Below are 20,257 nucleotides of genomic sequence, written 5' to 3'. Positions count from 1 at the left end.
TTTTACTGTTTAGATTGGATATCTGTAAAGACTTCGTTGTATTTCTTCACGATATCTGATTTGTTTTTGATGACATAATCATAGTCTTCAGTTAGTGTTTTAATTTGTTCGATTGGTTTCATGTTTGTGCTAGTTTTAGCGTTTTTACGAACTGGACGGTTAGTAGTTGTTGTACCAAGCGTGTCTTGGACTTCTTGAGAAATGATGAAGTCGATAAATTTCTTAGCGTTTTCCATGTTCTTAGCGTTTTTAATAATAGCAGCGCTAGCAGGCAGGAAGACAGTACCTTCTTTTGGATAAACAACCTTGATGTTAGCTCCGTCGTTTAGAAGTTTCACTGCGGGGTCTTCGTAAGAAAGACCAACAGCCATTTCTCCATCTGCTACGGCCTTGTAAACGCCAGATGAACTTGAGCCAATTTTACCGTCAATCAAAGTAAAGAGATCTTTGACATAAGTCCAAGCCTTGTCGTCTGTATAGCCGCCCTCAGCTTGTAACATGTTTGTTAGTTGAGCAAAGGCGCTAGAAGAGTTGGCTGGGTCTGCAGTTGCGATTTTTCCTTTGAGTTCTGGTTTGATGAGGTCGCTATAACCTTCAATATTCATCCCCTTAGTCAAGTCAGGGTTGACGATTAAAACACTACCATCCAATGTATAAGGAGTTGAGTAGCCAGTTGTATTTTGATATTCTTTGATGACATTATCGTTTTCCGTTGATACGTAATTTTCAAAAAGTTCCCCGTGGGTAGCATATTGGGTATAGGAACCACCAAAGATGATATCTGCCACAGGGGCTTCTTTTTCAGATTCTAGTTTTTTAAAGAGTTCACCTGTTCCTGCTTGAATGAGTTCAACCTTGATACCATACTTTTCTTCAAAAGCAGGAATAGTTGCTCCAATCAATCCTTCTGAGTTTGGGGAGTAGACTACTAGAGTATCGCTTCCTCCATTTTCAGTTGCCTTTTCTCCTGAAGCGTCGTCAGAAGAGCAGGCAGCAAGCCCCAAAATAGCAAGTCCACACGCAGCATAATACATCCATTTCTTTTTCATGATGGATACCTCCATAGTTTTGTTACCTCTATTGTAAAACAATGAAAGCGCTTTTAAAACCTAAAATTCTATCCTAATGGGGTAAAATTCTCTACAAAAAAGAAGAACAGTGTCTAAACTATTCTTCCTATGGATTTTAACTCTTTAGGAGAGATATGAAAGTATTTCTTAAAAACTTTACCAAAATATTTATAGTCTGAGAAGCCGACTTCTTCAGCGATTTGACTAAGAGGATAGTCAGGCTGTTGGATCATTTTTTCAACTGCTTGTTTTAAACGATACTGAAGAATGTATTCGTTCAAGGTGATAGGGAAATCTTCTTTGATAACCTTGTAGAGATAACTTTCGCTATAGCCTAGATTCTCTGCAATGGTAGAAATGGTAAAGTGTAGGTAGTAGTGTTGGTGGACAAATTCGAGAATTTGTTGAATCAATTGGTTTTGAGGATTGATTTTTTGAAGCGAGGTAACAAAGGCTTGGTAGTCATGTAAAAATGGATTGGTTTGGTGTTGATCCATCTTGAGGCGCAGAGTTATTTTTTCTAAACACTCTGTTAATTCAGTGACGTTTATGGGTTTTGGGAGGAAGTCTACTGCTCCGAATTGCATGGCCTTTTTAGCGTTTTGGAAATCATTGTAACCAGAGAGAATCACTTTTTCATAAGAGAGTGAACGAGTCGCTTCAAACATCATAAAAGCATCCATGATGGGCATGGTAATGTCTGTCAGGACGATGTGTGGTTTCTCTTTTTGAATTAACTCCATGCCTTCTTGTCCGTGACTTGCAGTTCCAACAACTTGAATACCCAAGGCTGAGTAGTCGACGGCAATTTCAAGCCATTTTCGGATCAGGTGTTCGTCTTCGACAATGATTAACTTAAACATGCGTTCTTCCTTTCGTGACAAATTTTACCCAGGTTTCACCTTGCGGGTTCACTCCTAAATCCAATTCGACATTCTCAAAAAAGTTATTCAATCGTTTGTAACTATTGACAATACCGTGCTGTGTATGTGGGCTGTCCAAGGATTCTAAGATATGTAGGCGTTCTTGTTTGGTTAGACCACCAGCATTATCCTTAACGATAAAGGTCAGTGCTTCCTGCTCTTGAGTGATTTGGATAGAGATGGCAAGGTCGATGCGATACTGTCTTCCGTATTTTAGAGCATTTTCCACAAGGGGTAATAAGAAAAGTTTCGGAATAGTTTGGGAATGTAGATTCTCAGAACAGTCAATCTGATAAGAAAAATGTTCAAATCGAATCTGATGGATTTTCAGATAAGCTTCTATAATTTCTAGGTCCTGCCCAAGAGTCGTTTCTTTTTCTAGTTCAGTTACACTATATCGCAGGATGCGCGTGAGATTTTGAATAAGTTCTTGAGTAATACTAGCATCAATCATACTCGTGATTTTAATGGTTTCCAAGGTATTGTAGAGGAAGTGAGGATTAAACTGAGCTTCCAGCATCTTTCTTTCAAAGATCCACTTTTCCTTCTCAATGGTCAACATCTTTTGATGGAGCTCATCCAACTCTTGGAGCATATCGGTTATTTTCTCAGCAATCAGTTCAAATTCGTCTCCTGTCTGGAGGATCAGCTTCTTGTCCTTTTTCTTAGGAATTTCCTGCAGTTGATAGACTAGACTTTCAATAGGGCCGGCATTGTGCGTCGCAATTTTATAAGCAATTCGTCTCGCCTGCCAGAAGTATAATAGAAAGATACAGAGTGTTAAGACAGAAGCAAGCCCTAGTAAACTCGGAATGGGAAAGAAAGATTGAAAGGTGTAGATTGAGAAAATCGGTTCAATTTTACGTTTTTCAATCAGAAGTGGATTTTCAACATACCAATGAGTTTTAGACTGGAGTAATTTTTCATCAAATTTTTCCAGAGTTGATTGAGTAAATTGATTGGTATTACTAGAGTAGATGTTTCCAAAAGTATCTGTAATGGCGTATTTTGAATTGATGAGAGGGATACTGGACACAAATTCATTTTCATTTACAAAAGAAATGCTATAAGCCTTAACTCGTTGATTTTGAACGATAGGCATAATGAAGAGTGCGTAATGTTGTTTATCTATTGACAAAGCAACCTTTTCTGTAATGGCTCCTTGAATCGGATTTTGAATTAATAATTTTAAATAATAAGGAGCTAAAATAGTTTCTTGATGGTTGCGATTGGTACTAAAGAGAAGTTCTCCTGTGTCGTCAAGGATGATAAAATCAGAACTGAGTTTCAGTTGAGCTTTTGTTTCATAAAATAGACTAAAGAGTTCTCGGTCAGTGTGTTTACCTTCTAAAAATTCTGGAACCATTTTTTGATTCATGGTCTCCAATAATTGATAGTTCGCTTGTTTCATGTCGCGAATATGCTGGACGATCTGTTGGGTATCCTTGGTGAGTTGTTGCTTTTGCAGGAAATAGGAAAAACCAAACAGGAGAATGAGGAGTAAAAACGATGTAGCTAAAGCAGCCAAAGAACTACGATGAAGAATCTCTTTTTGGAGAGAATGTTTAAAAGAATGTGCCATAAATTACCTCTTACAAAGAGCATACTAAAGTAAGTATAGCAGTATTGAAAATGGAAGGCAAGGTGAAAAGAGAAAAGAGTTGAAAAGAAAGAGACTAATTCCCCCTAAAAATGGTATAATAGGAGCATCACGAAAATTGGAGAGACAGCATGAGTTTTTACAATCATAAAGAAATCGAGCCTAAGTGGCAAAAATACTGGGCTGACCATCACACTTTTAAGACAGGAACAGATGCCTCAAAACCTAAGTTTTATGCGCTTGATATGTTCCCTTACCCATCTGGAGCGGGTCTGCACGTAGGACACCCAGAAGGTTACACAGCGACTGATATCCTCAGCCGTTTCAAACGTGCGCAAGGCTACAATGTCCTTCATCCAATGGGATGGGATGCTTTTGGTTTGCCTGCAGAGCAATACGCTATGGATACAGGTAATGACCCAGCGGAATTCACAGCAGAAAACATTGCTAACTTCAAACGCCAAATCAATGCGCTTGGATTCTCTTACGACTGGGACCGTGAAGTCAACACGACAGATCCAAACTACTACAAATGGACGCAATGGATTTTCACCAAGCTTTATGAAAAAGGCTTGGCCTATGAAGCGGAAGTGCCAGTAAACTGGGTTGAGGAACTGGGAACAGCTATCGCCAACGAAGAAGTCCTTCCTGATGGAACATCAGAGCGTGGAGGCTATCCAGTTGTCCGCAAACCAATGCGCCAATGGATGCTTAAAATCACGGCCTATGCAGAGCGCTTGCTCAATGACTTGGATGACCTTGACTGGCCAGAGTCTATCAAGGACATGCAACGCAACTGGATTGGAAAATCAACTGGTGCCAATGTAACCTTTAAAGTTAAGGGAACAGACAAGGAATTCACAGTCTTTACGACACGTCCAGATACCCTTTTCGGTGCGACTTTCACTGTTTTGGCTCCTGAACATGAATTAGTAGACGCCATCACAAGTCCTGAACAGGCTAAGGCTGTAGCGGACTACAAACACCAAGCCAGCCTCAAATCAGACTTGGCTCGTACAGACCTTGCCAAGGAAAAAACAGGGGTTTGGACGGGTGCTTATGCAATCAACCCTGTCAACGGTAAAGAAATTCCAATCTGGATTGCAGACTACGTTCTTGCTAGCTACGGTACAGGTGCCGTTATGGCCGTACCAGCCCACGACCAACGTGACTGGGAATTTGCTAAACAATTTGACCTACCAATCGTAGAAGTGCTGGAAGGTGGAAACGTTGAAGAAGCTGCCTACACAGAGGATGGCCTTCACGTCAACTCTGACTTCTTGAACGGTCTCAACAAAGAAGATGCTATTGCTAAGATTGTGGCTTGGTTGGAAGAAAAAGGCTGTGGTCAAGAGAAGGTAACTTACCGTCTCCGCGACTGGCTCTTTAGCCGTCAACGTTACTGGGGTGAACCAATCCCAATTATTCATTGGGAAGATGGGACTTCAACAGCTGTTCCAGAAAATGAATTGCCACTTGTCTTGCCGGTAACCAAGGATATCCGTCCTTCAGGAACTGGTGAAAGTCCACTAGCTAACTTGACAGACTGGCTTGAAGTGACTCGTGAAGATGGTGTTAAAGGTCGTCGTGAAACCAACACTATGCCACAATGGGCAGGTTCAAGCTGGTACTACCTCCGTTATATTGACCCACACAATACTGAGAAATTGGCTGATGAGGACCTCCTCAAACAATGGTTGCCAGTAGATATCTATGTGGGTGGTGCGGAGCATGCTGTTCTTCACTTGCTTTACGCTCGTTTCTGGCACAAATTCCTCTACGACCTTGGTGTTGTTCCAACTAAAGAACCGTTCCAAAAACTCTTTAACCAAGGAATGATCTTGGGAACTAGCTACCGTGACCATCGCGGTGCTCTTGTAGCGACTGATAAAGTTGAAAAACGTGACGGTTCCTTCTTCCATGTGGAAACAGGGGAAGAATTGGAGCAAGCACCAGCCAAAATGTCTAAATCCCTCAAGAACGTTGTCAACCCAGACGATGTGGTGGAACAATACGGTGCCGATACCCTTCGTGTCTATGAAATGTTTATGGGACCACTCGATGCTTCAATCGCTTGGTCTGAAGAAGGATTGGAAGGAAGTCGTAAGTTCCTCGACCGTGTGTACCGTTTGATCACAAGTAAAGAAATCGTTGCGGAAAACAATGGCGCTCTAGACAAGGTTTACAACGAAACGGTTAAATCTGTTACTGAGCAAGTCGAGTCTATGAAATTCAACACAGCCATTGCCCAACTCATGGTCTTTGTCAACGCTGCTAATAAGGAAGACAAACTCTATGTGGACTACGCCAAAGGCTTTATCCAATTGATTGCCCCATTTGCCCCTCACTTGGCAGAAGAACTCTGGCAAACAGTCGCAGAAACAGGTGAGTCTATCTCTTATGTGGCTTGGCCAACATGGGACGAAAGCAAATTGGTTGAAGACGAAATCGAAATTGTCGTCCAAATCAAAGGAAAAGTCCGTGCTAAACTTATGGTCGCTAAAGACCTTTCACGCGAAGAATTGCAAGAAGTGGCTCTGGCTAACGAAAAAGTTAAGGCAGAGATCAATGGCAAAGAAATTGTGAAGGTGATTAGTGTCCCTAATAAACTCGTTAATATCGTCGTTAAATAACGAGTTTATTAGCCCTATCTGCCACCTTCAATAGTCCAGTGGACTATTGAAGCCAACTAAATTGGTTAACATTGTTGTGAAATAACCAATTTATTTGCTTATTTGCAACCTCAAACAGTTCCCCAAACTGTTTGAGCCAACTAAACTCGTAAATATCGTAACGAAATAAATTTAAAAATCCTTCAGAGTAGAATCTGGAGGATTTTTGTATTGCTATATGCTATAATAGTTCCAACTAAGATAAAAACACAGTTCTGGTTGGTAGTCCAGACGTAGGCAAGCCTATCAGTAACCTTCCTCCTTGGTTGTCCATTCTTAGGGATAGATTTAAGGAGGTGCTGTCGTGGAAACAATTTCAATTGGATTGACAGTTTATTTTGAAGATGGATTTTGGCATGGTTTGTTCGAACAAGTGTATCGAGAAACTTATCAAGTTTGTCGTGTGACATTTGGTCAGGAGCCAAAAGATGATGAAATTCTAGAGATCTTACAGACTCAGTTTACTCAATTATCTTTTAGTCCAGAAGCTACAGTTAAGCAACATGTAAAAATCAAGAATCCTAAACGATTACAGCGAGCTGTGAAGAAACAAGTAAAGCAGAAAGTTTCTTCCAAGTCGAAAGAACTATTGCAGTTGCAGTATGAGGAAAGGAAAAAGATTTCAAAACATCAATCTAGTGTCCAAAAACAATTGCTCAAACAAGAGAAATTCGAACGCAAACAGCAAAAACGTAGAGAGAAGCACAAGGGGCATTAACTCACTCGTTTCCATATTTGATCAATCCTCCATAAACTGGAGGATTTTTTGAATATTATGTGTGAGATGTGATATACTATTCACATCTTTAAACTTATAAGTGTGAGACAAGGAGAAAGCTATGCCAGTAAATGAATATGGCCAGATGATTGGTGAACCTGTAGACGACACACCTGGAGTTTTACCGTCACTTGTACGGATAGAAGGACAGTATACGATTATCGAAGCTTTGTCAGTAGAAAAGCATGCGGAGGATTTGCTGGATGTTTATGGTCCAGATACACCTCGGGAGATGTGGACCTATCTCTTTCAACCACCAGTAGAAAATCTTGAAGAATTAATTGTTGCTTTAAAGCAGATGATTGAGCGCAAGGATCGCTTCTATTATGCGATTATTGATAAAGCGACTGGAAAGGCGCTGGGGACTTTTTCTCTCATGCGCATTGACCAAGCCAATCGCGTGATTGAAGTTGGCGCGGTGACCTTTTCGCCGGCTCTTAAACAGACCAGGATGGGAACAGAAGCCCACTATTTGCTTGCTCGTTATGTCTTTGAAGAGCTTAACTATCGCCGTTATGAGTGGAAATGTGATGCACTAAATCTACCTTCTAGAAAAGCGGCAGAACGTTTGGGTTTTATCTACGAAGGCACTTTCCGCCAAGCTGTTATTTATAAAGGGCGTACCAGAGATACGGACTGGATGTCTATGATTGATAAGGATTGGCCAAGGGTTAAAGCTCGTTTTGAATCGTGGTTGAGTCCAGATAATTTTGATGAAAATGGGCAACAGTTGAAATCCCTTAGAGAATGTTAGAAAGGTTTGCTATGATTAAGATTACAAAAGAAACATCTGTTTCACTTGATGACGTTTTGCATCTCTACCAGGCAGTTGGTTGGACAAATTATACCAATCAGCCTCAAATGTTAGCCCAGGCTCTGACTCATTCACTGGCCATTTATCTAGCGCGTGATGGTGAGAAAATCGTTGGTCTAGTTCGCTTGGTTGGAGACGGTTTTTCTTCGGTTTTTGTCCAGGATTTGATTGTTTCGCCTAGCTATCAACGCCAAGGGATTGGTAGCACCTTGATGAAGCAAGCTCTAGCTGATTATAAGGATGCCTATCAAGTCCAACTAGCGACAGAACAAACAGAAAAAAACTTGGGATTTTATCGTTCTCTGGGGTTTGAAACCTTATCTAGTTTCCAGTGTACGGGCATGATTTTGGTGGACCGAGAAAATTTAAAATAATTTTTTTCACTTAAGCTAACTTTAAGTCTTATCCTGTATCATTTAGTTATTAATAAAGACCTCCTAACTTTATTTAATAGAAATCCTAAAACTTTTTTTCATCATAATCTCCTAATAAAGTCACCCAATTTGGTGGCTTTTTTTGTTATGTGACTTTCAGCGATATTTCATTGGTATTCGTTGTTTTGAACAAAAGTAAAAGTTCGTGTCAAGGATAACGCGGATATCCATATAATACAAAGATCGCCGAATCTTCTATTGTTTAGAAACTTGATGCCTTTAAAATTGGTGTTATTAAACTTTTTAATGACCTACTTGAGATCCTGATAAAAAGTATCTGATCTATCGTGGTTTTATCAAAAGGTATCGAAATATGAAAGAATTAAATTTTTCAAAAAGAAGATTGTCGAGGAAATCTCGTGTAAAAATATACTATCTAGCGAGGAGGTAAGGCTATGAGAAAAATACTTTTCTTGATGAAAATCTATATCTAGTATATAATCAATCTATATCGTATAGATTGGAGATATATCATGGCTATAAGCGTATCGAAACAATACAATTTCAAACTAAATGAAGCTACTATGGAGCAAGCTAGAAATATTATCAAGGAAAAGGGCATGACAATGACAGATGCTATTTCTTTATTTGTAGAGCAAATAGTTCTAGAACAAGATTTGCCTATTAAGACGGCCGAAGATTTGCATAGAGAGCAGTTAATTGCTGAACTACAAGCCCAATCTGAACGTGCCTTGAGAGAATATGAGGCAGGTGAAGGAACTTCCCTAGACAATGTGAGGGCACGCTATGGCTTATAAAGTGATTCTTTCAAAAGAAGTTGAACAAGCTATCGAAAATATACACGAATATATAGCTACGGTACTTTTAGCCCCTCAATCTGCGAAAAATACTGTAGTAAAAATTTTAGACGGCTTAAAAAGTCTAGAAGTCTTTCCTGAGGCTGGTTTTGATGCAGATGAGAAAATCGGTGTAAAGATTAATAGTAAGTTTCCTACACGAGGAAAAATTATAGATCAATACGTTTTGCTTTACTTTATTGATCAGACACAAAAGACTGTTTTTCTCTCCCATTTATTTCATACCAAGAGTGACTATGTTACCTTACTACAAAAAGATAATAAAAAAAGTTCAAAATCTTAAGCTAACTTTAAGTCTTGTCTTGTATCATTTAGCTATTAAATAAAGACCTCCTAATACTCTTCGAAAATCTCACCATACTTCGTTAGAGTCGACTTACCTAACTTTAGTTATGCTTGCGTCGCTCTGCCTAGTCTGATTTCGATTTTCATTGAGTAATCTTTATTTAATGAAATCCTAAACTTTTTTCATCATAATCTCCTAATGAAGTCACCCAATCAGGTGGCTTTTTTGCGTGGTGAGGTGCTAGTGATAGAAATTTTTTGCAGAATAGTAAAATTTGAGAAAAGTTAAGCTAGTTTTAAGTTTCGTCTTGTATCATGTAGTTATTAAATAAAGACCTCCTAACTTTATTTAATAAAATCCTAAACTTTTCTTTTTCATAATAATCTCCCTTAACTCCACCCAATCAGGTGGAGTTTTTTTGCTCTATTTCAGGCTTTTAGAGAGTTTCCTAAACGTCGTTTTCCGATAAATTTCGGTAGTTTTCGGATTTTGGTCGGGGAATTGTCGGGGACTTTTTAGCGAATATGACTAAGAAATAGGTCTGTAGTCGTTTCAGCGAGTTATCCTCAACTTGGTTATAACGATCTGTCATATAGATCTTTGTATGACCTAGTGCCTGACCGAACTGCTAGGTTGGAACTCGTGAAATAATGTGAGGAAGTGGTACATCATATGAAAGTCTGTCGTTTCATTTAATGGATTAAAATGTTGGTTTGACTAATTTGAGTTGATGAGCGTCCATGTTCATTGATAGTGATGTAATCTTTTGTTTTCTTTGATAATTCCTAAGGTTCTCTTAATGTTGAAAGTCTTATTGGACAAGGGAGTAAAACTTTGACAAAAATCGCGAACTGTGCGATAATGGAGAGGAATTAAGGATTAGTTCTATATCATGGACTAGAAAAGACCCCAAGCTAACTTCCACATTAAGCTTGGGGTCTTTTTTGACACTATTTATCCTTGTTTAGCCATTTATCGACTAAGCGAAGAACGACACCGACCACAATTGGTCCGATGATAGTTTTGAGTACTAGTTCCATCATGGGCTATTTCACCTCATTTCGCAGGCGGTGTAGCAATGCCGTAGAATATTATATCTAAACTCGGGAATCACCCAACCAGGTGGCTTTTTTGTTTGTAGGCTGGATTTTTGCTATAATAGGAACATGAGTAGAATTTTAGATAATGAAATCATGGGTGATGAGGAGTTGGTAGAACGTACCCTACGTCCCCAATATTTGCGTGAATATATCGGTCAGGACAAGGTCAAGGATCAGCTGCAAATCTTTATCGAAGCAGCAAAAATGCGTGATGAGGCGCTGGACCATGTTCTTTTGTTTGGCCCTCCAGGTCTCGGGAAAACAACCATGGCTTTTGTCATTGCCAATGAACTGGGAGTCAATCTCAAACAAACATCTGGTCCCGTTATCGAAAAAGCCGGTGATCTGGTAGCGATTTTGAATGACTTGGAGCCAGGAGATGTTCTTTTTATTGATGAGATTCATCGCTTGCCTATGTCGGTGGAAGAGGTGCTTTACAGTGCTATGGAAGACTTCTACATCGACATCATGATTGGTGCGGGGGAAGGTAGTCGCAGTGTCCATCTGGAATTGCCACCTTTTACCTTGATTGGTGCGACGACACGAGCAGGGATGCTTTCAAATCCTCTTCGTGCGCGTTTTGGGATTACTGGTCACATGGAGTATTATGCCCATGATGACTTGACAGAGATTGTCGAGCGGACGGCAGATATTTTTGAGATGGAAATCACTCACGAGGCAGCTTCCGAGTTGGCTCTCCGTAGTCGTGGGACTCCTCGTATCGCCAATCGTCTCCTCAAGCGCGTGCGCGACTTTGCGCAGATTATGGGTGATGGCTTGATTGATGATGTGATTACGGATAAGGCTTTGACTATGCTGGATGTAGACCATGAAGGTTTGGATTATGTAGACCAGAAAATTCTCCGTACCATGATTGAAATGTACGGTGGCGGTCCTGTCGGTCTAGGAACTCTTTCGGTGAATATCGCCGAAGAGCGTGAGACGGTTGAGGATATGTACGAACCTTACCTGATCCAGAAGGGCTTTATCATGCGAACTCGTTCAGGACGGGTCGCGACAGCTAAGGCTTATGAACATTTGGGGTATGAATACATTGAAAAATAAGGCTGAAATCGTAGACTCTTTCAGAAAAAATCCTGATATGATGGCTATTCTGACTATCATCCGTGACTTGGAATTAAATGATTCCTGGTTGGCGGCTGGTTCGGTCCGAAATTTTATCTGGAATCTCTTGTCAGATAAGCCAGCCTTTGACCGTGAAACGGATGTGGATGTGATTTTCTTTGATCCAGATGTGAGTTACGAAGATACGCTGGCTATAGAAAGCAAGCTGAGAGAGGACTTTCCCCAGTATCAATGGGAGCTTAAAAATCAAGTCTATATGCATCAGCATAGTCCCCACACACCTCCGTATAGAAATTCCTGCGATGCCATGAGTAAGTATCCTGAACGTTGTACGGCAGTAGGACTGCGCTTGCAAGCTGACGCAACTTTAGAGCTCTTTGCTCCTTATGGTTTGGAGGATATTTTAAACTTTCAAGTTCGTCCAACTCCTCATTTCTTAGAAAATCAAGACCGAATGAAGCTCTATCAAAAGCGTTTATCTAAGAAAAACTGGCGTGAAAAATGGAAAAATCTCACATTTAAAAATACTTAAGGAAACTTTAAGATAGGAGTTGTATACTTATCTCATAAGTTAAAAAGACCTTAACTTATACTCCTAAAACTTTTTCATAATAATCTCCCTATAAAAAAAATTAAGTCGCCCAATCAGGCGGCTTTTTTTGATGGAGCGATGATTCGATATGATATATAGTAGATTGAACCTAGAATAGTACGCTACGGATTTTAAAACATTGCTAGAAATTGATCTGACTTTTCTTTCTGGTCAATTTGTTTATATTTTATTTCATCCTACTGAATTTTTACAATAATATTTGATTTTTTAAAGGTAAATAGATGATTATTGGATAAAAAAAGAATCTTAAATTCGGATAAAATCTACAAAAAGAACAAGTCATTTGTATTAATATATTTTTTATACAAATCTTTGGACAAAGCAGGCTCTAATGTGCTATAATAAGGTGTTATAGATTGAGCTCTATATCAAAATTTTTTAAGAGTACACCAGTGCTTGTCAGGATGAAAAAAGAGAAAATATCCATGTAACATGACTATGTATCTTAAGAATGTTTTGGTATTTAGTTTTTTTTATAAAAAATGAACTCAAGGAGAAAAAAACATGTTTTTTAGACGTCAAGAAGGAGAGTATCGAGAAACCGATCGTGTAACTAGATACAAACTGATTAAGTCAGGGAAACATTGGTTGCGTGCCTCAACGTCTTTATTCGGGCTATTTAAGGTTCTTCGTGGTGGTGTTGATACTGCTCAGGTGACAACTGAAGTTGTGGAAGATCGTGTCTCAACTTCTTTAACTGGGATAGATGTCCTCAAGGGGATAGTTGCCGCGGGGGCCGTTGTTGGTGGTGGAGTTGCCACTCATACGCAAGTCCATGCCAATGAACAGCTGGCTGTAGAGAAAGTCGTGGATGGTACTGACAATCTAGTGAATTCTGATCAGGTTGTTTTGGGAACGGTCAATAAAGATGATGAGCAACAAACTTCTGTTTCAACATCTACCTCTGTTAGTGAGAGTGTCTCAATCTCTGCTTCTACAAGTGCCTCTATTTCGGCCTCAACAAGTGCATCCGAGTCCGTAAGCGCCTCAACATCAGCTAGCACTAGTGCCAGTGTTTCATCTTCAACTTCAGCTAGTACCTCGTCTTCATTGAACGATTCTGCCTCAACATCAGATAGTGCTTCGACTGTTGCAAGCAGTTCCCTCTCTGAGGTTTCGCATGTAGAAGGTTCACAGACGGCTCCTAGCGAAGATGCTATCAGTAATGACGGAACATCCAGAGCCACAGTTAAGGCTAGCGATGCTCAGGTCAATCCTAATCTTTCTAGTGCTCTTTCAACAGCAGAAAACTTTACAAGTCAAAATGCGAGTCTGACAGCTACGACAACAGCGACTCTTGCTGCGACAACGACAGCAGAAACAAGCGCTAAAAAGCAAGCAGAAGACCGTAAGAAACTGGCAACTCTTTCAGCAGAAATGGGTGAATATCTAGCTAAAGCAGTTAATTTACCTGATACAGATGCAGCAATTATCAAGGTTAAAACCGTGGTTGCTGAGATTGAGTCTGCTCTCAAGGATCCAAACGCAGATCTAGGAGAAGTGATCAATTCTGCCACTTCAGCTCGCAACTCTATCGCTAATGCGGTTTCACGTGCAACCTCTGGTCAACGTGACAGCCGTAACGGGCAAGCGATGCCAACAGGGGGAAATCTCAGAGGTGTTTCGATAAACGGTCACACCACAGCTGAACTTGGGCAAGGAAGTTATTCAAGTTCTAATCGTGAGGTTGTCTGGAAAATAAAAATGCACTCGCAGAGTCCGCTTAATTATGCTGGTCTGATCGCGCAAGTGGATAGAAATACAACCATCACTCGTGTTCTTTTTAATGGACAACCAATGGAAAAACGTGGTGGTTCTGGTAATGAGTATATATTCAACAAGCACCATGACTTGAATAGAAACCTTGAGGCGACTATATTGGTTTATGCGACTGTGAACAATAAGTCTAATGCAGCTACTTTGAGTGCGCGAGTGGCGACAAGTAGTCAACCGTTCACAAGCGCCAACACTTCTGGGAATTATAGTGGCTCAATGAGCTCAACTGTTTCGACTGGAGAAGCTGGTCATAACCGTGGAACATCTAAGCGCCCTACGATTACTTTGCCTGCAAATGTTACCTACTATAATGACGACTCTATTACCACAATCAAGATGAAAATGAGTGATGATAGGGGCTTGAAAACATTAGCTGCAGGATCTAATAATACAATTATCACTGGCTTATATGCGCCTGATTATCCAAGAAATGCAAGAAATGTCGTTGGTGATTTTGGTGTGTATCAAAATGGTAGGTTTGCCTATTATCCAACTACTTATACGGTAAATATGCAAGGTACCATTGGTCGAGACAAAGGAACATGGAAGCCGTTTGCTACTGGCGCGCACATTCTTGAATATGTTGTAACAGATAGTGACGGTCAAACAGATACGGCACATATGACTCTCACCATCAAAGGTTTCAACGAGCGTAACGAGCCTGTGAGTGGTGATACTGTTACGGTAAATAATCCGTCATCTTTGAGCGAGACTGAGAAAACTCAAATCCTTGCAAACTTTAGGAACAATAGTAAAAATGCCACTATCCTCAACAGTTCTGATTACAAGAAAAATTCTGAAGGTAATCATGAAATAACGGTGTCTAATACGGGTGAAATCACTATTACTTATCGTGATAACACTGTGGATGTCGTTCGAGCTAACGTAAGAGCGGAAACTGAGGTGCCTGTACCTGCTGTAACCGTGACACGTGGTGGTCAGCAGATTACAGCTACTCAAAGTCCCGACTCTAGTCGTGGGATGGAACATATTGTCTATGCAGGTGATGATTTCACCGTTAAATTTACTGCGACTGATAATAGTGGTAAATTAAGAGAGTTCAAGATTGTACCTAGAGCAGATGGGAACCAACCAGGGTTGAGAGAAAACTACTTTGAAGGTTCTAACTATGGTACAGGAACTGTAGGGCTCTTGACAGGAAATATCACAGCTACGCCAGAAAGTCCTGCGACTATCACAGTCGACGCTCATATGAATGATAATCTGGAGTGGAACTCAGGACATACTTGGCAACGGAATGCAGTTGCAACTGACCAAGTAGGCAACTTCAACAGAGTGAATGGTACTGGCAATGTTCGTATCACCCAAGGACAACTGAAAGACCGTCTTAAAGTAACAAATCCTGACTTTACACCTGTAGTAAATAAAAACAGTTTAACAGATAACGAAAAGACAGATGTCAAGAATGCCATCTACGCTAAGAATGATAAGACAGTTCACCGCATCAAAGACATTGAAGTTGCAAGCGATGGAACTGCAAAGATTATTTATAAGGATTTAACAAGCAATACTATTTCTCGAGATGTTACAGTCAATGAACGACCAAAACTGGAGATTCATTATGATAATGCTACAACTAAGGAAATCTATCTATACCGTGGGGAAGAAGTTAATGTAACCTTTAGAGCAACTGATGATTCTGGCAAGATTTCTTCATTGAAGTTTGAAATGCAAGGTACAGCTGACAATGCTAATGGTACAAACTATGCAGGATATACCGGTCTCAATCGTTCAACTCCAATCACAAATTTGACAGATCAGGCGGATGCAAAGATTACCCTTACAGGCACTCTAGCAAAAAATGTACCGTTAGCATCATTTGAACGCTATTTAATGGCAACAGATGACCAAAACACCTCTGATAGTAACCATGCAAAAAACGGTATAACCGACAATGGTTATGTCAAATTTGTAATCAAAAGCCAGACTGATAAATATACTGCTGTAGCGAAGGCATCGACTATTTATACCTATACTGGTGAAACGGCAACGGATTTAAACGATGCTACGAACTTTGTCCAGCTTGATGGTGGAGGACAGCTCCCTCAAGGAACGACTGTTTCATGGGTTAGTCGCATTGACAACACATCTGCTGGGACAAAAAGTGCAGTTGCACGGGTTACTTATTCTGATGGCTCGACTGATGATGTAACAGTTAACTATACTGTTTATCCGAAAGTTGAAACCAAGACTTACAATGGTGTGACAGGTCAATTTTATGCCTTTAAAGGAACGACAGGTGATAATCTAAGTAGAGTTTCTGGAGGAAATTGGGCTAATAATATGGGTAGACATACTGATTTGTATACCAATGTTAATGAACTTCCAACAGGAACCAAATGGTCTTATAAATATAAGTTAAATAACACAGGGGCTGAACAAACAACTAATGTTGGAACTCCTACTTTTGGTGAAGTATGGTATACGACTAAAGAGGTTGTGAATTTGGAACCTGTCAGTCACCATACAACCTATACGCTAATTGCCACTTATCCAAAAGGACGTTTTGGGGATGTTTCAACAAGCAATCCAGCCTTGACAAGTCAGACAAGCTTTGATTATACAGTTGTTGATCCTGTAGCTAGACAAGAGTATGTTACAACTGTGGGAAATAAGGCTCCATTAGCAGAGATTATTAAAAATCCAGGAGAGGCACTTAAAAATTCGAATACAAGTGTAGCTTTCCCAACAGGAACAACCTTTAGTTGGGTCCAGGCTCCTGATGACGCTATGCTGGCAAACCCTGGGGTTTATACGAAAAAAGTTACAGTCACTCTTCCGCAAGGTTCCTATAGTGGAGCTCCTGGAAATAGCAGAACAGTAGACGTGACTATTAAGGTCAATCCACAAGCACCGGTTATCTCAGTTGCTTCTACCAACGAAACAGGTGGTTTGCCAAATCGTTCAATTGTTGTGACCAATGTCACACCTGGAGCTCTTGTAACCTTGACTTTAGCTGGGCATACATTTACCAAGACAGCTAAAGATAACGAATCAAGTGTTACCTTTGAACCTGCAGAACTACAAAAAGCTTACGATGGCAACAATGGTCTCCTTCCGACTAGAGATGTGACAGCTAAGCAAGAAAAAACAGTAACACTTCCAAGTGGTGGAACTGAAACCTTGAGTTCGGCTACAACGACTGCAACGATTACCAAGGAAACTGTAGGACCTGAAGTAATTTTTGAACTTTATATTAAGAATGATAAGACTGGCCAATGGGAAAAACAAACGATTAAGAATAATGTTCGCCCAGGAGTCAGCGGTTACGAAGTCTTCGCAGGCGACAAGATTAAAGTTGTTTTAACTGCTAAAGATAATAGTGGTAAGATTAAAACTCTGAAATTAAACGATGGAACTTCTGATATCAGTCGTATTTTCCAAACTGGTTATTCTTCAGATGATGATGCACTAGGAATTAAGGATATTACCACTGAAGCTTCAACAACAAATCCAAAAGTCCTAGAGTACACTGCTACTTATGGGGAAAATGTACAGTATGCAGATGGTAATAGATGGACTCGTGGAACTAGTGCTACAGATTTATCAGATAATACGGGTAGAGTAACGACTGTAGTTGCACAAGGAAAATTGAATGAAAAATTCCCAGGTATTAAACCAAGTAGTGCTATCCAAGTTTCTAATTTAACTTCATTGACACCAGATGATCTTAAGAAGATTCTTGCTGCAGTGAAGACAGTCAACCCTGAGTCAGATTTCCGTATTAAATCGTACGAGATTGCTAGCAATGGAACTGTAACGATTACCTACAAAGACGGAACAAAAAACACAGTAACTCCTGACTTGTCAGATTCGGATCATAAGTCAGCATCAGCGTCAACCAGTGCGTCAGTGTCTGCTTCAACCAGTGCATCAGTAAGTGCAATGACCAGTGCATCTGAGTCAGCTTCAACAAGCGCAAGTCAATCAGCAAGTACATCAGCTAGCCAGTCAGCATCAACCAGTGCAAGTCAATCAGCAAGTACATCGGCTAGCCAGTCAGCATCAACAAGTGCAAGCCAATCAGCAAGCACGTCAGCGTCTGAATCCGCATCAACCAGTGCGAGCCAATCAGCAAGCACATCGGCCTCTGAATCAGCGTCAACCAGTGCGAGCCAATCAGCAAGCACATCAGCTAGCCAGTCAGCGTCAACCAGTGCAAGCCAATCAGCAAGCACGTCTGCAAGCCAAAGTGCTTCAACAAGCGCAAGTCAATCAGCAAGCACATCAGCTAGTCAGTCAGCATCGACAAGTGCGAGCCAATCAGCAAGCACGTCTGCAAGCCAAAGTGCTTCAACAAGCGCAAGTCAATCAGCAAGCACCTCAGCTAGCCAGTCGGCGTCGACAAGTGCGAGCCAATCAGCAAGCACATCAGCTAGCCAGTCAGCGTCAACCAGTGCGAGCCAATCAGCCAGCACATCAGCTAGTCAGTCAGCATCGACAAGTGCGAGCCAATCAGCAAGCACGTCAGCTAGTCAGTCAGCATCGACAAGTGCAAGCCAATCAGCAAGCACGTCAGCTAGCCAGTCAGCATCGACAAGCGCAAGTCAATCAGCAAGTACATCAGCTAGCCAGTCAGCATCGACAAGTGCGAGTCAATCAGCAAGCACGTCAGCTAGCCAGTCAGCTTCAACAAGCGCAAGTCAATCAGCAAGTACATCAGCTAGCCAGTCAGCGTCAACCAGTGCAAGCCAATCAGCCAGCACATCAGCTAGCCAGTCAGCATCGACAAGTGCAAGCCAATCAGCCAGCACGTCTGCAAGTCAGTCAGCGTCAACCAGTGCGAGCCAATCAGCAAGCACATCAGCTAGTCAGTCAGCATCGACAAGTGCGAGCCAATCAGCAAGTACCTCAGCTAGCCAGTCCGCATCGACAAGTGCGAGCCAATCAGCCAGCACCTCAGCTAGCCAGTCCGCATCGACAAGTGCAAGCCAATCAGCAAGCACCTCAGCGTCTGAGTCAGCATCGACAAGCGCAAGTCAATCAGCCAGCACCTCAGCTAGCCAATCGGCCTCAACCAGTGCGAGCCAATCAGCCAGCACCTCAGCTAGCCAGTCAGCGTCAACAAGTGCAAGCCAATCAGCAAGTACCTCAGCTAGCCAGTCAGCTTCAACAAGCGCAAGTCAATCAGCAAGCACAAGTGCATCTGAATCAGCATCAACCAGTGCGAGCCAATCAGCAAGCACGTCGGCAAGCCAGTCAGCGTCAACAAGTGCAAGTCAATCAGCAAGTACCTCAGCTAGCCAGTCAGCATCGACCAGTGCGAGCCAATCAGCCAGCACGTCTGCAAGCCAAAGTGCTTCAACAAGCGCAAGTCAATCAGCAAGCACATCGGCTTCTGAGTCAGCGTCAACCAGTGCAAGCCAATCAGCAAGTACATCGGCATCTGAATCAGCATCAACCAGTGCAAGTCAGTCAGCAAGCACATCAGCTAGTCAGTCCGCATCGACAAGTGCGAGCCAATCAGCAAGCACGTCAGCAAGCCAAAGTGCTTCAACAAGCGCGTCAGCATCAGCAAGCACATCGGCTTCTGAGTCGGCATCGACAAGTGCGAGCCAATCAGCAAGCACATCAGCGTCTGAGTCAGCATCGACAAGTGCGAGCCAATCAGCAAGCACGTCAGCTAGCCAGTCAGCGTCAACCAGTGCAAGCCAATCCGCAAGCACGTCAGCTAGCCAGTCAGCTTCAACAAGCGCCAGTCAATCAGCCAGCACATCAGCTAGCCAGTCAGCATCGACAAGCGCAAGTCAATCCGCAAGTACATCGGCTAGCCAGTCAGCGTCAACCAGTGCGAGCCAATCAGCAAGCACGTCGGCAAGCCAAAGTGCTTCAACAAGCGCCAGTCAATCAGCAAGCACGTCGGCTAGCCAGTCAGCGTCAACCAGTGCGAGCCAATCAGCCAGCACGTCGGCAAGCCAAAGTGCTTCAACAAGCGCAAGTCAATCAGCAAGCACGTCAGCTAGCCAGTCGGCTTCAACCAGTGCGAGCCAATCAGCAAGCACATCAGCTAGCCAGTCAGCTTCAACAAGCGCCAGTCAATCAGCAAGTACAAGTGCTAGTCAGTCAGCAAGTACATCGGCTTCTGAATCAGCGTCAACAAGCGCGTCAGCATCAGCAAGCACATCGGCTTCTGAGTCGGCATCGACAAGTGCGAGCCAATCAGCCAGCACGTCTGCAAGCCAAAGTGCTTCAACAAGCGCAAGTCAATCAGCCAGCACAAGTGCATCTGAATCAGCGTCAACCAGTGCGAGCCAATCAGCCAGCAC

General features: G+C 41.7%; 12 protein-coding genes and 3 pseudogenes. 10 read left to right on the top strand and 5 right to left on the bottom strand.

Annotated elements, in window-relative coordinates; translation table 11 throughout:
- Positions 1-2: 2 nt before the first annotated feature.
- From QM928_RS06765 to QM928_RS06755, 3 genes are all read right to left on the bottom strand, one after another.
- On the bottom strand, positions 3-1,049 hold the full coding sequence (locus QM928_RS06765; protein ID WP_414276546.1) for an extracellular solute-binding protein: 1,047 nt from the start codon (positions 1,047-1,049) through the stop codon (positions 3-5).
- 113 nt (positions 1,050-1,162) lie between these two features.
- Positions 1,163-1,933: a response regulator transcription factor gene (locus QM928_RS06760; RefSeq protein ID WP_316108080.1), complete on the bottom strand. Its 771-nt coding sequence runs from the start codon at positions 1,931-1,933 to the stop codon at positions 1,163-1,165.
- A complete protein-coding gene (locus tag QM928_RS06755; RefSeq protein WP_414273829.1) occupies positions 1,926-3,575 on the bottom strand; it encodes a sensor histidine kinase in 1,650 nt (549 codons plus the stop codon). Before QM928_RS06755 ends, QM928_RS06760 begins: the two co-directional genes overlap by 8 nt.
- Positions 3,576-3,724: 149 nt before the next feature.
- Between QM928_RS06755 and leuS the strand changes: the two genes are divergently transcribed.
- The 6 genes from leuS to QM928_RS06725 all read left to right on the top strand — a co-directional run bounded on the left by leuS (position 3,725) and on the right by QM928_RS06725 (position 9,392).
- Entirely contained in the window at positions 3,725-6,226 is a 2,502-nt protein-coding gene (leuS, locus tag QM928_RS06750; protein ID WP_414276545.1) for a leucine--tRNA ligase, read from the top strand.
- Between the two features lie 343 nt (positions 6,227-6,569).
- Entirely contained in the window at positions 6,570-6,983 is a 414-nt protein-coding gene (locus QM928_RS06745) for a YjdF family protein (RefSeq protein WP_178894499.1), read from the top strand.
- Between the two features lie 121 nt (positions 6,984-7,104).
- On the top strand, positions 7,105-7,797 hold the full coding sequence (locus QM928_RS06740) for a GNAT family N-acetyltransferase (protein ID WP_414294842.1): 693 nt from the start codon (positions 7,105-7,107) through the stop codon (positions 7,795-7,797).
- An 11-nt stretch (positions 7,798-7,808) separates the two neighbouring features.
- Complete coding sequence (locus tag QM928_RS06735) at positions 7,809-8,231, top strand: GNAT family N-acetyltransferase (RefSeq protein ID WP_414294841.1); 423 nt, start codon at positions 7,809-7,811, stop codon at positions 8,229-8,231.
- Positions 8,232-8,764: 533 nt separating this feature from the next.
- Positions 8,765-9,049, top strand: a complete 285-nt coding sequence (locus tag QM928_RS06730) for a type II toxin-antitoxin system RelB/DinJ family antitoxin (RefSeq protein ID WP_315640031.1) — start codon at positions 8,765-8,767, stop codon at positions 9,047-9,049.
- Complete coding sequence (locus tag QM928_RS06725) at positions 9,039-9,392, top strand: type II toxin-antitoxin system RelE/ParE family toxin (RefSeq protein WP_315640030.1); 354 nt, start codon at positions 9,039-9,041, stop codon at positions 9,390-9,392. The genes QM928_RS06730 and QM928_RS06725 overlap by 11 nt, the downstream gene beginning before the upstream one ends.
- Positions 9,393-9,910: 518 nt before the next feature.
- On the opposite strand, the pseudogene QM928_RS06720 reads toward QM928_RS06725, so the two are convergent.
- Both QM928_RS06720 and QM928_RS06715 read right to left on the bottom strand, forming a co-directional pair.
- Positions 9,911-10,196 (bottom strand): annotated as a pseudogene (locus tag QM928_RS06720) (site-specific integrase); the annotation flags it as partial.
- 149 nt (positions 10,197-10,345) lie between these two features.
- Positions 10,346-10,438, bottom strand: coding sequence for a type I toxin-antitoxin system Fst family toxin (locus QM928_RS06715; RefSeq protein ID WP_000970382.1), 93 nt, complete (start codon positions 10,436-10,438; stop codon positions 10,346-10,348).
- A 123-nt stretch (positions 10,439-10,561) separates the two neighbouring features.
- Between QM928_RS06715 and ruvB the strand changes: the two genes are divergently transcribed.
- The 4 genes and pseudogenes from ruvB to QM928_RS06695 form a co-directional block, all read left to right on the top strand.
- Positions 10,562-11,560, top strand: coding sequence for a Holliday junction branch migration DNA helicase RuvB (gene ruvB / locus QM928_RS06710; RefSeq protein WP_083303327.1), 999 nt, complete (start codon positions 10,562-10,564; stop codon positions 11,558-11,560).
- Complete coding sequence (locus QM928_RS06705; protein ID WP_414294840.1) at positions 11,541-12,113, top strand: nucleotidyltransferase family protein; 573 nt, start codon at positions 11,541-11,543, stop codon at positions 12,111-12,113. Before ruvB ends, QM928_RS06705 begins: the two co-directional genes overlap by 20 nt.
- 585 nt (positions 12,114-12,698) lie before the next feature.
- Positions 12,699-17,732 (top strand): annotated as a pseudogene (locus QM928_RS06700) (accessory Sec-dependent serine-rich glycoprotein adhesin); the annotation flags it as partial.
- Positions 17,733-18,245: 513 nt separating this feature from the next.
- Positions 18,246-20,036 (top strand): annotated as a pseudogene (locus tag QM928_RS06695) (hypothetical protein); the annotation flags it as partial.
- Positions 20,037-20,257 lie beyond the last annotated feature (221 nt).

It is taken from the genome of Streptococcus infantis (assembly GCF_047460405.1).
GTDB classification, from domain to species: Bacteria; Bacillota; Bacilli; order Lactobacillales; family Streptococcaceae; genus Streptococcus; species Streptococcus infantis_Q.
Note: the sequence above shows the minus strand (reverse complement) of the source record. Positions and strands in the feature narration are given on the sequence as shown.

Coding starts and splice junctions, on each gene's coding strand:
- ruvB (WP_083303327.1), top strand. CDS start 10,562: ATGAGTAGAATTTTAGATAATGAAATCATGGGTGATGAGGAGTTGGTA.
- QM928_RS06755 (WP_414273829.1), bottom strand. CDS start 3,575: ATGGCACATTCTTTTAAACATTCTCTCCAAAAAGAGATTCTTCATCGT.
- QM928_RS06730 (WP_315640031.1), top strand. CDS start 8,765: ATGGCTATAAGCGTATCGAAACAATACAATTTCAAACTAAATGAAGCT.
- QM928_RS06705 (WP_414294840.1), top strand. CDS start 11,541: ATGAATACATTGAAAAATAAGGCTGAAATCGTAGACTCTTTCAGAAAA.
- QM928_RS06725 (WP_315640030.1), top strand. CDS start 9,039: ATGGCTTATAAAGTGATTCTTTCAAAAGAAGTTGAACAAGCTATCGAA.
- QM928_RS06740 (WP_414294842.1), top strand. CDS start 7,105: ATGCCAGTAAATGAATATGGCCAGATGATTGGTGAACCTGTAGACGAC.
- QM928_RS06735 (WP_414294841.1), top strand. CDS start 7,809: ATGATTAAGATTACAAAAGAAACATCTGTTTCACTTGATGACGTTTTG.
- QM928_RS06765 (WP_414276546.1), bottom strand. CDS start 1,049: ATGAAAAAGAAATGGATGTATTATGCTGCGTGTGGACTTGCTATTTTG.
- QM928_RS06715 (WP_000970382.1), bottom strand. CDS start 10,438: ATGATGGAACTAGTACTCAAAACTATCATCGGACCAATTGTGGTCGGT.
- leuS (WP_414276545.1), top strand. CDS start 3,725: ATGAGTTTTTACAATCATAAAGAAATCGAGCCTAAGTGGCAAAAATAC.
- QM928_RS06760 (WP_316108080.1), bottom strand. CDS start 1,933: ATGTTTAAGTTAATCATTGTCGAAGACGAACACCTGATCCGAAAATGG.